The organism is Saccharopolyspora shandongensis (genome assembly GCF_900106995.1).
In the GTDB taxonomy this organism is placed as follows: Bacteria; Actinomycetota; Actinomycetes; order Mycobacteriales; family Pseudonocardiaceae; genus Saccharopolyspora; species Saccharopolyspora shandongensis.
In genome coordinates, this window is record NZ_FNOK01000015.1 from 104,489 (window position 1) to 118,509 (window position 14,021).

Below are 14,021 nucleotides of genomic sequence, written 5' to 3' on the forward strand. Positions count from 1 at the left end.
CACTGTGGACGGACGTCAGCTGGCGGGCAGCGTTGCGGTCACTCGGAAACCGCCGTCGGGAAGAGGCCCCGAGTCGATGTCGCCGCCCGCCAGCTGCACGCGCTCGGCGAGCCCGATCAGACCCTGCCCGCCGCTGGGCAGGCTGCGCTCGAAGCCTTCGGCGGGGCGGCTGTTGCGCACCGAGATCTCCAGGTTCTCGGGCCGGTAGGAGAGCGCGACCGAGGCCTGCGAGCCGCCCGCGTGCTTGTGCACGTTGGTCAGCGCCTCCTGGATGACCCGGTACGCGGCGCGCTCGACGTGGTCGGGCAGCCGCCGGCGGTCGCCGTCGACGCGCAGCTCGGCGGCCAGACCGGCGTCGCTGGAGGCGGAGACGAGCGCTTCGACGTCCTGCAGAGTCGGCTGGGGCGGCTCGGGCCGCTGGTCGGAGGGGTCCGAGCGCAGCACGCCGATCATCTGCCGGAGCTCGTTCAGCGCGCCGCGGCCGACCTCCTGGATGGTCGCGGCCGCCCGGGCCGCCTTCGCGGGATCGCGCTCGGCCAGCAGCTCCAGCGCGCCCGCGTGCACCACGACCAGGCTCACCTGGTGCGCGATGGAATCGTGCATCTCGCGGGCGATGCGGGCGCGCTCCTCGCCGCGGGTCCGCTCGGCGATGAGGGCCTGCTCCCGCTCGGCCCGCTCGGCGCGCTCGACCCAGTGGGCCAGCCGCGCGCGACGACCGGCCATGTAGAGCCCGACGACCAGCGGGAACAGGTTGAGCAGCGACATCATGATCACCAGCGCGGCGAAGTTGCCGATGCTGCTGAACGCGGCGATCTCGCGCAGGAACGCCGGCGACGCGACGATGCTCACCGCGGCGGTGCCCCAGATCTGCCAGCGCTTCCGGCCGTAGGCGCCCAGCGCGTACTGCGCGACGTAACCGCCCAGGTAGAACGGCGTCGCCAGGTGCGTGACCGTCGCGGCCAGGGCGACGGTGGCCGGGAACCGCCGCATCCACAGCAGGGCGAGCGAGCCCACGAGCCCGGTCGCCAGCTGCCACCACATCTCGAGATCGTGGTCCGGGTTGTTCAGGACGGTGGACCACACCGAGAGGACGAAGACGCAGCCGCTGATGACGGCGAGGATCACCCACCGGGGCACCCGCGCCAGCCAGGCCGGCCGCGTGCCGACGAAGTTCGGCTGCTCGTCGGGGGCGAACTTGCCCGGGAAGTTGGCGATCAGACTCCGCATTGCCACGGTGCAAGCGTATGGGAACGACGCGCCGACCGAATTGGCCTGCGGTCGTACTACTCAGGTATGACTTCCGCGTTGCGGCGCACGGGTTCCTGCGATCCGGGAATGATCACCGAATGGGACTCGCGGTCGATGTCCGCGCAGGACCGCCCGCCATAGCTTTGGTCCATGGTTCACGCGAACGAAAGCCGAACGGCCGCAGTGCCCGGCGCCGTCGAGATACCCGATCCGCGAGCAGTGCGCCCGCGAGCACGCCTGAGCGGAGTCGACCTGGCCCGCGCGCTGGCGGTGCTGGGCATGTTCATCGCGCACATCGGGCCGGCGATGCTGGATCCGCGGGCGGGCACGGCGGCGGAGGTGCTGGCGAAGCTCGGCAACGGGCACGCGTCGATCCTGTTCGCCACGCTGGCCGGTGTGTCGCTCGCGCTGCTCACCGGCGGCAGCGATCCGCACGACGGCGCGCTGCTGCGGCGGGATCGCGTCCGGATCGCCGTCCGGGCGGCGATCCTGTTCGTGCTCGGCATGGCGCTGACCCAGCTCGGTACCCCGATCATGGTGATCCTGTCGTTCTACGCGATCTACTTCGTGCTCGCCCTGCCGGTGCTGCGGATGCCTCCCGCGGCGCTCGCGGTGCTCGCCGGGGTGTGGGCGCTCGTCGCCCCGCAGGTCTCGTTCCTCATCCGCCGTTCGTTCGACAGCGCGGAAACGGCGGGCGGCGCGTTGTCCTTCAGCGACCTGGCTTCGCTGCAGGAAGCCGGGGCCGGGCTGCTGCGGCTGCTGCTCGACGGCGCGTACCCGGTGCTGACCTGGATGCCGTTCGTGTTCGTCGGCATCGCGGTCGGGCGGCTCGACCTGCGCTCGACGGCCGTCCGGCTGCGGCTGCTGGCGGCGGGTGCCGGTGCGGCGGTCGCCGGATACGGCGGGTCGTGGCTCGCGCTGAACGTCTTCGGTGGCATGAAAGCGCTTTCGCCGCTGCTGGACGCCCTGAGCCCGATTGCGGCCGAGCTCGGGAAGAGCCCGCTGGAGCTCCTGCACATGTCGAACTTCGGGACGGTGCCCGCGCGCACCCCGGCGCTGCTGCTGCTGGCGGCGCCGCATTCCGGCACGACGTTCGAGATCGTGGGCTCCACCGGTACCGCGTTGGCGGTCCTCGCGCTCTGCCTGTTCGCCGGCGACCGGCTGGGCCGGGTGCTCGCTCCGCTGACGGCGGTCGGCGCCCTGGCGCTGACCGTCTACACGGCGCAGGCGGTGGCGCTGAAGATCCTGGCGGACACCGCGGCACCGGCGATTGCGGAGCACCCGTGGCTCCCGCTGATCGGTTTCGCGCTGGTCTCGATGCTGTTCTGCGGACTGTGGCGACCATTCCTCGGCCGCGGCCCGCTGGAACGGGTCCTGCACCGGACGTCGGTCCGAGTCGCCGCCGCGGTCGCCCGCTGACCGGCCCGGTACGACGCCTGCCCGCCGGGAACGCACCCGGCGGGCAGACGGGGTTCAGCTCGCCGCTTCGACGACGGGCTCCGGCTTCGGCGCCGGGCGCAGGGCGACGAAGGCGATCACGAGGCCGGCGAACACGAAACCTGCGGAGAGGAGGAAGCTCATGCTGTAGCCGTCGCGCAGTGCCGACAGCGCGTCCGCGCCGGCCTGGAGCCGGGTGTCGGTGTGCCCGGCGGCGAGCGTCGCCAGGGTCGCGAGCCCGACGGCCGCCCCGGCCTGCTGGGCGGTGTTGTTGAGCCCGGAGGCCAGCCCGGCGTCGCGCGGGTCGGCGCCCGACATGGCCATGGTGATGACGGCGGGTATCGCCAGCCCCATCCCGGCACCCATCAGGAAGAGCGTCGGCAGCACGTCCGCGAAGTAGTCGCCACCCACCGGGGCGCGGCTGAGCAGCGCCAGCCCGGAGCCCAGCGCGAACAGGCCGGTGAGCAGCACCTTCCGGGCGCCGAACCGGTCGGTCAGCCGGGCGGCGAAGAACAGCGAGACGGTGCCGAGCGTCACCGGTGCCGGGACGAAGGCCAGGCCGGTCTGCAGCGAGTCGAAGCCCAGCACCCGCTGCAGGTACAGCGCGTTGAGGAACTGGAAGCCGAAGCCCGCGGCGAAGACGAGCACCACGATGACGTTGGCGGCGGAGAGCTGCCGGCTCCGGAAGATCCGCAGCGGCAGCAGCGGAGTGGCGGTTTTCGCTTGGCGCACCAGGAAAGCCGCCACCAGGGCGACGGCGACCACGGCGCAGCCGAGCGTCGTCCCAGTGCTGCTGGTCGGCTCGGCGAGCTGCACGATCGAGTACACGCCCAGCGACAGCCCGGCGGTCACCAGGACCGCGCCCAGGAGGTCGGCGCCGCGGCGGAAGCCGAGCCCGGGGGAGTCGGCCAGCACGCGGACCGCCAGCACGAGCGTCACCACGCCGATCGGCACGTTCACCAGGAAAGCGCCTTCCCAGCCCAGGGTCCGGGTGATGACGCCACCGGCGATGAGCCCGATCGCGCCGCCACCGGCGGAGACGAAGCTGTAGATGCCCATCGCCCTGGCCTGCTCGCCGGGCCGCGGGTACAGCCCGGCGATCATGCCCAGGATCACCGCGGACGACAGCGCACCGCCGACGCCCTGCGCGAACCGCCCGACGACCAGCATCGCCGGATCGACCGCCACCCCGCACAGCACCGACGCGGCGGTGAAGGTGATCAACCCGGCCAGGAACACCTTCTTGCCCCCGATCAGGTCGCCGAGCCGCCCGGACAACAACAGCAGCCCGGCGAAGGCGATCAGGTAGGAGTTCACCACCCAGGCCAGCCCGGACGGCGAGAATCCCAGCTCGTCCTGGATGGACGGCAGCGCGACGGTGACGACGGTGCCGTCCAGGACGACCATCAACTGCATGGTCACCAGCACGCCCAGCGACAGGCCGCGCCGTCGGGGTTGCTGCGAAGCGTTCTGAGTCATCGACGAGTCTTCCCGGTGAGATCTGCGGACCGCGGGTCGGATCGGCCCGCTCTGAAGCAAAGCTAGTCCGAGATCATGAGACGAACGATGGCTGAGAATCTCGATTTGATGTCCGGTCGTATCAAGTGGGCGCACGATAGGATTCCGGCGTGGATGTGCTGAGTGACACCGTCGCCGCGCTGCGCACCGGGCGGCCCGCCTCGGGAACGTTCGTCCGGCACGCGCCGTGGGGGCGCCGGTACTCGAAGGCGTCGGGCGCGGGATTCCACGTGGTGCTGCAGGGTTCCTGCTGGCTGATCCCGCGCACCGCCGAACCGGTCCCGCTGGGCGTCGGCGACGTCGCGTTCCTGTACCTGGACGAGGGCCACGGGCTCGCCGACAGCCCGGACACGCCGCTCGACGAGATCCCCGGGCCGGGCGAGCCGCGCGTGGTCGACGGTGCGGGCGCGCGTTCGACGCTGCTCTGCGGCGTGTACGAGTTCGCTCCCGGCTGGTCGCATCCGCTGCTGGACGAGCTGCCCGAGGTGGTGCACGTTCCGGCGCGCCTCGGCCGCCATCCCGAACTGCGCGCGGCGGTCGACCTGCTCACCGCCGAGCTCGCCGGCGACCGGCCCGGCCGGGACGCGATGGTGCCCGCCCTGCTGGACGTGCTGCTCATCTGCACGCTGCGGGCCTGGTTCGACGAGCGGGCCGAAGGTGACCGCATCACGGGCTGGGCCTCGGTGTTCCAGGACCGGGCGATCACCGCCGCCCTCGCCGCGATGCACGACGATCCCGCGCACCAGTGGACGGTCGAGGGGCTCGGCGCGCGGATCGGGATGTCGCGCGCCACCTTCTCCCGCCGCTTCACCGCGCTGGTCGGCGAACCGCCGCTGACCTACCTGACCAGGTGGCGGATGATCACCGCGGCCCGCCGCCTCCGCGAAACCGACGCGGCGCTGTCGATGATCGCCGAAGAGGTCGGCTATGCCTCGGAATACGCGTTCGCCAAGGCGTTCAAGCGGGCGCACGGCGCGGCCCCGGGCCAGTACCGCCGCGAGCAGCTCGCGCATCGGTCGAACGGTTGATTTCGCGGTGCACCCTTCGGCTCCGCGCGGCCATCCCGCGGTGCGATGTGCCGGGCGGCCGGCCCGGCCACAGTGGATGCCGGTGGAACGCCCCGGTTTGGAAGGAAGCGCATCGGCGATGAAGAAGCTGTACTGGTCGGCACTGATCTACATGGTCCTCGGGCTGGCCGCGGGGCTGTACTACCGCGAGTTCACCAAGGCGCTGGACTTCACCGGCGACACCCAGCTCTCCGTGCTGCACACCCACCTGCTCGCGCTGGGGATGCTGTTCTTCCTGCTGGTGCTGGCGCTGGACAAGGCCTTCGCGCTGTCCGGGAACAAGCTGTTCACCCTGTTCTTCTGGTTCTACAACTCCGGCCTCGCCCTCACCGCGGCGATGATGCTCGTGCACGGCACGCTGACCGTGCTGGGCAACGAGAGCTCGGCGGCGATCTCCGGCATCGCCGGGCTCGGCCACATCCTGATCACGCTCGGCCTGATCCACCTGTTCCTGGCGCTGCGAAAGGCGTTGCCCGGCAAGGAGAACGCCGAGCAGCGCATCGAAGCGATCCGGTGACCGAGCCGGGCAGCGCGGGCCCGCCGCACAAGTGGGCGGCGTTGGCGGTGCTCGCCGCCGGGCTGTCGATGATCGTCGTCGACGGCACGATCGTCGGGGTCGCGCTCCCGGTCATCATCGGTGACCTGTCGCTGGACATCAGCGACGCGCAGTGGATCAACAGCCTGTACTCGGTGGTGTTCGCGGCGCTGCTGCTGACCGCGGGCAGCCTCGGCGACCGCCTCGGGCGGCGGCGCCTGTTCGTCGTCGGTGTCGTGGTGTTCGCGGCGGGCAGCCTGCTCGCCGGGCTCGCGGGCAGCGCCGGTGGGCTGATCGCCGCCCGGGTCGTGCAGGGCGTCGGCGGCGCCGCGGTGCTGCCCGCGACCCTCTCCACGGTCAACGCGGTGTTCCGCGGGCGGGACCGGGCGATCGCCTTCGCCATCTGGGGTTCGGTCATCTCCGGGATGGCGGCCGTCGGCCCGCTGCTGGGCGGCTGGCTGACGAGTTCGGCGAGCTGGCAGTGGATCTTCCTGGTCAACCTGCCGATCGCGGCGGTCGTGCTGGCCGGCGCCTGGCTCGTCGTGCCCGAGACCCGCGCCGCGGCGGCCGCGCCGGGGCGCGACGTCGCGGGGCTGCTGCTGAGCGTGCTGGGCTTCGGTGCAGTCGTGTTCGCGGTGATCGAAGGCGCCGCGCTGGGCTGGTGGCGGCCGGCGGCGGACTTCGCCGTTCTCGGCTTCACCTGGCCGAGAACGGCGCCGGTGTCGATCGTCGTGCCCAGCGCCGCGATCGGCCTGCTCGCGCTGGTGCTGTTCGTCGCGTGGGAGCGCCACCGCGCCCGCATCGGCCGCTCGGTGATCCTGGACCTCGGCCTGTTCGGCATCCCGGCCTTCCGGTGGGGAAACCTGACGGCGTTGGCGGTCGCGGTCGGCGAGTTCGGGCTGCTCTTCGTGCTACCGCTGTTCCTGGTGAACGTGCTGGCCATGAGCACGATGTCGGCCGGGCTGGTGCTGGCCGCGATGGCGGCGGGCGCGTTCGCGTCCGGGGCAGCCGCACGGCACCTCGCCGCCCGGCTCGGCCCGCCGAAGGTCGTCGTGACCGGCCTGCTGCTGGAGGTCGTCGCAGTCCTCGCGATCGCACTCGTCGTCGGCCCCGAGATCTCGCCGTGGCTGCTCGCGCTGCTGCTCGTCGGCTACGGCGCGGGCCTGGGCCTGGCCGCCGCGCAGCTGACCGGCACGACGCTGGCCGACATTCCGGCCGCGAAGTCCGGGCAGGGATCGGCGACGCAGAGCACGGTGCGCCAGCTCGGGGCGGCGCTGGGCACGGCCATCGCCGGCGCGGTGCTCGCCTTCGGCCTGTCGGACGCCACCGAAGCCGAGCTGCTCGCCGCGAACGTCCCGCCCCACGCCGCGCACGAGCTGGCCGAAGGCACCCGCGAATCGGCCGGTGCGCTGATCGGCGAGCTCCGCACGACCGACCCCGCGGTCGTCCCGGCGCTGTCCCGCGGATTCGGCGACGCGACCCGCGACGCGGTGCTGTTCAACGCGGCTTTCCTGGTGCTGGGACTGATCGGCGCCACCCGGGTGTCCGCTGTGGCCGCTCGGCGGGCGATCGACGTGCGCCGATGAGGCCGGTCAGGACTTCTTGGCGCGGCTCGGCGCGACGCGGGGCGGCTCGTTGGGCTGCTTCGGGTAGACCGGCGGCCACGGCGCGTCCAGCAACCCGGCGGCCATGTCCCGCCGGGACCGTTCGAGCAGCGGCTCGATCGACTGCGGCCGCCGGTCGGCCCACGGATCACCGAGCTCTGCGACCCGGCCCGGCACGGTCGCGATGGTGAGCTCGTCGGGGTCGACCGAGTCGAGTTCGTCCCAGCCGATCGGGGTCGAGACCTGCGCACCCACCCGGGGCCGCACGCACCACGCGCCGAAGACCGTCTTGTGCGGGGCGTTCTGGTTGAAGTCGACGAAAACCCGCGCGCCCCGCTCCTCCTTCCACCACTTCGCGGTGATGAGCTCGGAGTGGCGGCGCTCCAGCTCGCGGGCCAGCGCGACCGCGGCGGCCCGCACCTCGTAGCTGTCCCAGCGCGGTTCCAGCGAAGCGTAGATGTGCAGGCCCCGGGAGCCCGACGTCTTCACCTCCGCGGCGATGCCGTCCTCGGCGAGCAGTTCCCTGGTCGCCACGGCGGCCTCCAGCACCTGCGGATACCGCACGCCGGGGGAGGGGTCGAGGTCGATGCGCAGCTCGTCGGCGATCTCCGGCGTGTCGGCGTGGTACGGCCAGACGTGGAACCCGAGGCACCCCAGGTTCACGGCCCAGACGATGTGCGCCAGGTCGGCGGCGACGAGCGCGTCGCTGGTGGTGCCGTTGGGCGTGGCGACGACGGTGGTCTGCAGCCAGGGCGGCGCGGACTTCGGCACCCGCTTCTGGAAGAACGACTTGCCGCCGGCGCCGTCCGGGTACCGCTCCAGCAGCAGCGGCCGCCCCTGCAACGTGCCCAGCAGCGGGCCGGCGACGGCCTGGTAGTACCGGACGAGGTCGAGCTTCGTCTCGCCGCGCCGGCTGAAGAAGACCTTGTCGGGATGCGAAACCGAAACCTCGGTGCCCCCGACGTCCACCGTGACGCCCTCACCCATCGCACAACCCTCCACTCGGTCACCCGCCGCAAGCCTAGGTCGTCGCAGGCCCGGCCACCGGGATGTTCGATTCTCGGGTCAGGCTTTGCCGCGGGCGGCGCGGAACTCGGCGTTGGCGTCGTCGACGTCGACGATCGGCGCCGGGTAGCCGCGCCGGGCCCGCTCGGCCGGGTCGATGCGCCGCGGTTCGTGCAGCTGGCCCACCGGGAGACCGTCGAGTTCCGGCAAGTACCGGCGGATGTAGTCGCCCGCCGGGTCGTAGCGCGTGGCCTGGCGGGTCGGGTTGAGGACCCGGTTCGGCCGGGAATCGGTCCCGGTTCCCGCGACCCACTGCCAGTTCATGTCGTTGTTGGCGATGTCGCCGTCGACCAGCAGGTCGAAGAAGTGCCGGGCGCCGAGGCGCCAGTCGAGGTAGAGCGTTTTGGTCAGGAAGCTGGCGGTGATCATCCGGGCCCGGTTGTGCATCCAGCCCTCCTCGGCCAGCTGGCGCATCCCGGCGTCGACGATCGGGATGCCGGTGCGTCCCTCCTGCCACGCGCGCAACGCCTGGGGATCGTCGCGCCAGCGGTAGTTCCGGGCGCGGTAGTCCCGGTGGCTGCACTCGGGGCGGGCGGCCAGCACTTGGTGGTGGAAGTCCCGCCAGGCCAGCTGGCGGACGAAGGCCTGGTCGCCCTCGCCGCGACCGGCCCGCTCGACCAGTTCCACCGGCGACGCGCAGCCGAAGTGCAGGTGTGGCGACAGCCGCGAGGTGGCGTCCGCGGCGAGATCGTCGTGGCCCTCGACGTAGCCGGCGACGCCGTCCGCCAGCCAGTCCCGCATCCGCTGCCTGGCCTTGGTCTCACCGCCGGAGGGCAGGCGCGGCGACAGGTCGCCCGGCGCGAGATCCGCCCGGGCGGGCAGGGTGCCGGTGCGGACATCGGGCATCCGCAAGCGCTCCGGGGCCGCGGCGGACCGCCGCATCGGGGCCTCGGCCCAGCGCCGGAAGTACGGCGTGAAGACCGCGAAGTGGTCGTTGCCCGCCGGGGTGAGGAACCCCGCGGGCTGCGCGGTGATCACCGCGTCGTGCACGTGCAGGGCGCAGCTGCGCTCCGCCAGGACCTGGCGCAACTCGTTCGCGCGTGCGGTGGCGTGGGCGCTGACGTCGGCGGCGACGTGCACCTCCGTCGCGCCGACCTCGTCGGCCAGCGCCGCGACCTCGGCGGACGGGCTGCCGCGCCGGACGACCAGCCCGCCACCGAGTTCGCGCAGCGATCGCCGGAGGTCGCGCAGGCAGTCCAGCAGGAACGCCATCCGGTTCGGCCGGTTGAACGGGCCCGCCAGCACGGCGTCGTCCAGCACGAACAGGGGCACCACGCGATCGGCTGCCGCGGCGGCGAGCAGCACGGGGTTGTCGTGGATCCGCAGATCGCGCGTGAACAGGCAGATCGCCGTGCGCAAGGGCCTCGACCCCGTTTCGTCGTCCGGTCCGCAGATTCTGGACCGCGCGCGGTTCAGGCGCAGCGGCGCCCCGACTTGTCGGTGCCGGGCCCGGGTCCTACGTTTCCGCAATGGCGGAATCCACGTCCCGGCTCTGCCTCGTGACCGGAGCGACCGGCTACATCGGCGGCCGCCTGGTGCCGCTGCTGCTCGACGCGGGCCACCGGGTCCGCTGCCTCGTCCGCTCCCCGGAGAAGCTCCGCGACGTGCCGTGGCGCGACCGGGTCGAGGTGGTGCGCGGCGACCTGCTCGACGCCGACCAGGTGCGCTCCGCCTGCGAAGGCGCCGACGTCCTGTACTACCTGGTCCACTCGTTGGCGAAGAAGGAATTCGCCGATCTCGACCGGCGGTCCGCGGCCACCGTGGCGGCCGAGGCGGAGCGGGCGGGCGTGGCGCGGATCGTCTACCTCGGTGGCGTGCACCCCGCCTCCGGTCAGTTGTCCGAGCACCTCCGATCGCGCGCCGAGGTCGGCGAGATCCTGCTGCGCGGCGGAGTTCCGGCGGTCGCCCTGCAGGCGGCGGTGATCATCGGATCCGGCTCGGCGAGCTTCGAGATGCTGCGCTACCTCACCGAACGGCTGCCGCTGATGGTCACGCCGAGCTGGGTGCGCAACCGGGTGCAGCCGATCGCGATCCGCGACGTGCTGCACTACCTGGTCGGCGCGGCGCGGATACCGGCAGCGGTCAACCGGACCTTCGACATCGGCGGTCCGGACGTGCTGACCTACGCGGAGATGATGAGCGGTTTCGCGGCGGTGGCCGGGCTCCCGCGGCGGCGGATGGTGCCGGTCGGCGTGCTCACGCCCCGGCTGAGCTCGCTCTGGATCAACATCGTCACCCCCGTGCCGCGCAGCATCGGCGCGCCGCTGATCGAGTCGCTGATCAACGAGGCGATCTGCGCCGAGCACGACATCGACGAGTTCGTCCCGCCGCCGGAGGGCGGGACGACGAGCTACCGGGACGCGGTCGGTCTCGCCCTGCGGAAGATCCGGCGCGGCGAGGTGGAAACGAGGTGGTCGGACGCGTCTCCGGCGGGCGCCCCGTGGGAGCCGCTGCCGTCGGACCCGCCGTGGTCCGGGGGCAGTGCGTACCGGGACGTGCGCGAGCACCGGACCACCGCGCCGGCGCGGGACGTCTGGCGGGTCGTGGAAGGGATCGGTGGTCGCAACGGCTGGTACTCGTTCCCGCTCGCGTGGGCCGTGCGGGGCTGGGCCGACCGCCTGATCGGCGGCGTCGGCCTGCGGCGGGGCCGCCGGGATCCGCGCCGCCTGCGCACCGGTGACGCGCTCGACTGGTGGCGCGTGGAGGAACTCGTGGACGGCCGCTACCTCCGGCTGCGAGCGGAGATGAGGGTGCCGGGGCGGGCCTGGCTGGAGATGTCGGTGGAGCCCGGCGGGGCGGCCGGGGCCTGCTACCGCCAGCGCGCGGTGTTCATCCCGAGGGGCCTGCTCGGCCACGCCTACTGGTGGGCGGTGGCGCCGTTCCACGGCCTGGTCTTCGGCGGAATGGCCCGCAACATCACCAGCGCCGCCGAGCACGCCGCGACCGCTTAGTCCTCAGTGGACACTTCTTTTCGCCGGGCACGGCCGAGCCTGTCGCAGACACGTTCGCACCGTTCACGATGCGGGCACGCCGGTGAGCGGCTGTACTGGATTCGCTGTTCCAGTGCGCGATTCGGCACGACGCGAAGGCTCCAGTCCCGAGGCGCGCGAGGTGTTCGCGGACGTTCAGGAGTGTCTCGTGAGTGAGCTGCCCTTCTCCGATCGCGCCGATTTCGACGATGCCGACCGCGGGTTCATCACCGCGCTGAAACCCGGCGCGGTGCAGGACGACCAGGGACGCGCCGTGTGGGACGGCGACGCGTACGGCTTCCTGGCCGACGACTGCCCGGCGACGGTCGATCCCAGCCTGTGGCGGCAGTCCCAGCTGTGCGCCAGGCAAGGGCTCTACGAGATCGTCCCGGGCATCTACCAGGTCCGCGGCCTCGACCTGTCGAACATGACGCTGGTCGAGGGCGAGCGCGGCGCGATCGTGATCGACCCGCTGGTGTCCGTCGAGACCGCCGCGGCGGCGCTGGCCCTCTACCGGCGGCACCGCGGCGACCGCCCGGTCACGGCGGTGATCTACACGCACTCCCACGTCGACCACTTCGGCGGCGTCGAAGGCGTCACGCCCGGCGACGTGCCGGTCCTGGCGCCGGCCGGGTTCATGGCGCACGCCGTGTCGGAGAACGTCTACGCCGGGACCGCGATGGCCCGGCGCGGCGCCTACCAGTACGGCATGGTGCTGCCGATCGGCCCGGACGGGCAGGTCGGCACCGGTCTGGGGCAGGCCGTGTCGAAGGGCCGCGTGTCGCTGATCCCGCCCACGACGGACATCACCCGCACCGGGCAGGAGGAGACGCTCGACGGCGTGCGCATCGAGTTCCAGCTCACGCCGGGCACCGAGGCGCCGGCGGAGATGAACTTCCACTTCCCGCAGCACCGCGCGCTGTGCCTGGCGGAGAACGCGACCCACAACATGCACAACGTCCTCACCTTGCGCGGCGCCGAGGTTCGCGACGCCCGCATGTGGTCGCGCTACCTCACGGAGACCATCACGCGCTACGCCGGGCAGACCGACGTAGCGTTCGCCTCCCACCACTGGCCGACCTGGGGCGGCGACCGCGTCCGGAAGTTCCTGACCGAGCAACGCGACCTGTACGCCTACCTGCACGACCAGACGCTGCGGCTGATCAACCTCGGCTACACGGGCGTCGAGATCGCCGAGCTGATCCAGCTGCCCCCGGCGCTCGCCGGCGCCTGGCACGCGCGCGGCTACTACGGCTCGGTGAGCCACAACGTCAAGGCGGTGTACCAGCGCTACATGGGCTGGTTCGACGGCAATCCGGCTTCGCTCTGGGAACATCCGCCCGCGGAGTCAGCGAAGCGCTACGTCGACTGCATCGGCGGCGTCGATCGCGTGGTGGAGAAGGCCCGCGAATACGTGTCCGAGGGGGACCTGCGGTTCGCGGCGCAGCTGCTGAAGCACGCCGTGTTCGCCGAGCCGGGCCACGCCGCCGCCGAGGAACTGCTCGCGGACACCTACCAGCGGCTCGGGTTCGGCTCGGAGAACGCGACGTGGCGGAACTACTACCTCACCGGAGCCCACGAACTCCGCCACGGGATCGTCCCGACGCCGACGTCCATCTCCGGCGGGATGGCCGCGGCGCTGACGGTCGGGCAGATCCTGGACTCGGTGGCGATCCGCATCGACGGCCCGCGCGCCGCCGGCACCGGACTGGTCATCGACTGGCACGTCGCGGACGCCGACGAACACGTGCGGACCACGCTGTCCAACGGCGTGCTGGTCCAGGAACCCGTCCGGGAAGCCGAACCCGCCGAGCTCGCCCTCACGCTGACGAAGGCCCAACTGGTCGGGCTGGTCGCCGGCCGGAAGCCCGAGGGCATCGACTACCGGGGCGACCGCAGCGCCCTCGGGCGCCTGCTCGACCTCGCGGACGAGCCCGACCCGAGCTTCCCGATCGTGACGCCCTGACGGCCTGCTCGCTCAGCCGGCGGGCTTCGTCTCGGTGTCCTCGAACGCGTGGCGCAGCGCGGCTTCCTGCTCGTTGGACAGGTTCGTGTGGATGAGTTCGGCGTGGCTGCCGGGGAAGTGCTCCTTGATCCGGTCCAGCACCGCGTTGTCGCTGAGCAGGAACAGCGCCGACGTGCCAGGCACGACCTTGTTCCGCGTCTCGTCGATGAAGTCGTCGTCGATGCCCGCATCGGTCAACGAGCCGGCCAGCGCCCCGGTCGCGGCCCCGATGGCGGCGCCGAGGATCGGCACGAAGAAGATCAACCCGAACAGCAGGCCCCAGAACATGCCGCCGAGCGCGCCTGCCCCGGTCAGGTCGTGCAGCTGCCGAGTCTTCGGTTTCTTCGCCGACTCTGGCCACGTCACGGTGGCCGCGTCGTGGATGGTGATCAGCCCTTCCTTCTGCAGGGACTGCAGCTGCTGCGCTGCCCCCTCGGCGCCTTCCGGGCTGTCGAACTTCCAGGCGGTCAAAGTGGCCATCGGTTCTCCTCGGAATTGAGCGATTCCACGGCTGGGTGGGTCCAGCCCGCCCAGTAGAACCGTCCGCCCACCCCCACGCAGCCCGGACAAAAC

The 14,021-nt window shown here is 72.1% G+C and carries 11 protein-coding genes; 6 read left to right on the forward strand and 5 right to left on the reverse strand.

The genetic code is table 11. The features are described 5' to 3' along the window. Nucleotides 1-15: 15 nt before the first annotated feature. On the reverse strand, nucleotides 16-1,227 hold the full coding sequence (locus BLW84_RS18120; RefSeq protein ID WP_093266787.1) for a sensor histidine kinase: 1,212 nt from the start codon (nucleotides 1,225-1,227) through the stop codon (nucleotides 16-18). A 171-nt stretch (nucleotides 1,228-1,398) separates the two neighbouring features. Here BLW84_RS18120 and BLW84_RS18125 point away from each other — a divergent pair, with 171 nt between their 5' ends. Continuing rightward, entirely contained in the window at nucleotides 1,399-2,667 is a 1,269-nt protein-coding gene (locus tag BLW84_RS18125) for a DUF418 domain-containing protein (protein ID WP_093266789.1), read from the forward strand. Nucleotides 2,668-2,721: 54 nt separating this feature from the next. On the opposite strand, the gene BLW84_RS18130 is transcribed toward BLW84_RS18125, so the two are convergent. Then, on the reverse strand, nucleotides 2,722-4,164 hold the full coding sequence (locus BLW84_RS18130) for an MFS transporter (protein ID WP_218157365.1): 1,443 nt from the start codon (nucleotides 4,162-4,164) through the stop codon (nucleotides 2,722-2,724). Between the two features lie 149 nt (nucleotides 4,165-4,313). On the opposite strand from BLW84_RS18130, the gene BLW84_RS18135 reads away from it, so the two are divergent. The 3 genes from BLW84_RS18135 (at nucleotide 4,314) to BLW84_RS18145 (ending at nucleotide 7,391) form a co-directional block, all read left to right on the forward strand. After that, complete coding sequence (locus BLW84_RS18135) at nucleotides 4,314-5,231, forward strand: AraC family transcriptional regulator (protein WP_093266790.1); 918 nt, start codon at nucleotides 4,314-4,316, stop codon at nucleotides 5,229-5,231. A gap of 118 nt (nucleotides 5,232-5,349) precedes the next feature. Further along, nucleotides 5,350-5,787: a DUF2871 domain-containing protein gene (locus BLW84_RS18140; RefSeq protein ID WP_093266791.1), complete on the forward strand. Its 438-nt coding sequence runs from the start codon at nucleotides 5,350-5,352 to the stop codon at nucleotides 5,785-5,787. Further along, the gene (locus BLW84_RS18145; RefSeq protein WP_218157366.1) at nucleotides 5,784-7,391 is read left to right on the forward strand and encodes an MFS transporter; all 1,608 of its coding nucleotides are present in this window, start codon (nucleotides 5,784-5,786) and stop codon (nucleotides 7,389-7,391) included. Before BLW84_RS18140 ends, BLW84_RS18145 begins: the two co-directional genes overlap by 4 nt. Before the next feature lie 6 nt (nucleotides 7,392-7,397). On the opposite strand, the gene ligD is transcribed toward BLW84_RS18145, so the two are convergent. Both ligD and BLW84_RS18155 read right to left on the reverse strand, forming a co-directional pair. Then, complete coding sequence (gene ligD / locus BLW84_RS18150; RefSeq protein WP_093266792.1) at nucleotides 7,398-8,396, reverse strand: non-homologous end-joining DNA ligase; 999 nt, start codon at nucleotides 8,394-8,396, stop codon at nucleotides 7,398-7,400. A gap of 78 nt (nucleotides 8,397-8,474) precedes the next feature. Continuing rightward, nucleotides 8,475-9,833 carry a cryptochrome/photolyase family protein gene (locus tag BLW84_RS18155; protein ID WP_093266794.1) on the reverse strand — a complete coding sequence of 453 codons (1,359 nt, stop codon included), beginning with the start codon at nucleotides 9,831-9,833 and terminating at the stop codon, nucleotides 8,475-8,477. 110 nt (nucleotides 9,834-9,943) lie between these two features. Between BLW84_RS18155 and BLW84_RS18160 the strand changes: the two genes are divergently transcribed. Together BLW84_RS18160 and BLW84_RS18165 are read left to right on the forward strand one after the other, a co-directional pair. Continuing rightward, nucleotides 9,944-11,425, forward strand: a complete 1,482-nt coding sequence (locus tag BLW84_RS18160; protein WP_093266795.1) for an SDR family oxidoreductase — start codon at nucleotides 9,944-9,946, stop codon at nucleotides 11,423-11,425. A 187-nt stretch (nucleotides 11,426-11,612) separates the two neighbouring features. Beyond that, nucleotides 11,613-13,409, forward strand: coding sequence for an alkyl/aryl-sulfatase (locus BLW84_RS18165; protein WP_093266797.1), 1,797 nt, complete (start codon nucleotides 11,613-11,615; stop codon nucleotides 13,407-13,409). Between the two features lie 12 nt (nucleotides 13,410-13,421). Here BLW84_RS18165 and BLW84_RS18170 read toward each other — a convergent pair whose 3' ends face one another. Next, nucleotides 13,422-13,928, reverse strand: a complete 507-nt coding sequence (locus BLW84_RS18170; protein ID WP_093266798.1) for a DUF1269 domain-containing protein — start codon at nucleotides 13,926-13,928, stop codon at nucleotides 13,422-13,424. Nucleotides 13,929-14,021: the final 93 nt, after the last annotated feature.

What these genes read in the sequence shown, in the direction of transcription:
- BLW84_RS18120 (WP_093266787.1), bottom strand. Translation starts at nt 1,227, where the DNA reads ATGCGGAGTCTGATCGCCAACTTCCCGGGCAAGTTCGCCCCCGACGAG.
- BLW84_RS18125 (WP_093266789.1), top strand. Translation starts at nt 1,399, where the DNA reads ATGGTTCACGCGAACGAAAGCCGAACGGCCGCAGTGCCCGGCGCCGTC.
- BLW84_RS18130 (WP_218157365.1), bottom strand. Translation starts at nt 4,164, where the DNA reads ATGACTCAGAACGCTTCGCAGCAACCCCGACGGCGCGGCCTGTCGCTG.
- BLW84_RS18140 (WP_093266791.1), top strand. Translation starts at nt 5,350, where the DNA reads ATGAAGAAGCTGTACTGGTCGGCACTGATCTACATGGTCCTCGGGCTG.
- ligD (WP_093266792.1), bottom strand. Translation starts at nt 8,396, where the DNA reads ATGGGTGAGGGCGTCACGGTGGACGTCGGGGGCACCGAGGTTTCGGTT.
- BLW84_RS18160 (WP_093266795.1), top strand. Translation starts at nt 9,944, where the DNA reads ATGGCGGAATCCACGTCCCGGCTCTGCCTCGTGACCGGAGCGACCGGC.
- BLW84_RS18170 (WP_093266798.1), bottom strand. Translation starts at nt 13,928, where the DNA reads ATGGCCACTTTGACCGCCTGGAAGTTCGACAGCCCGGAAGGCGCCGAG.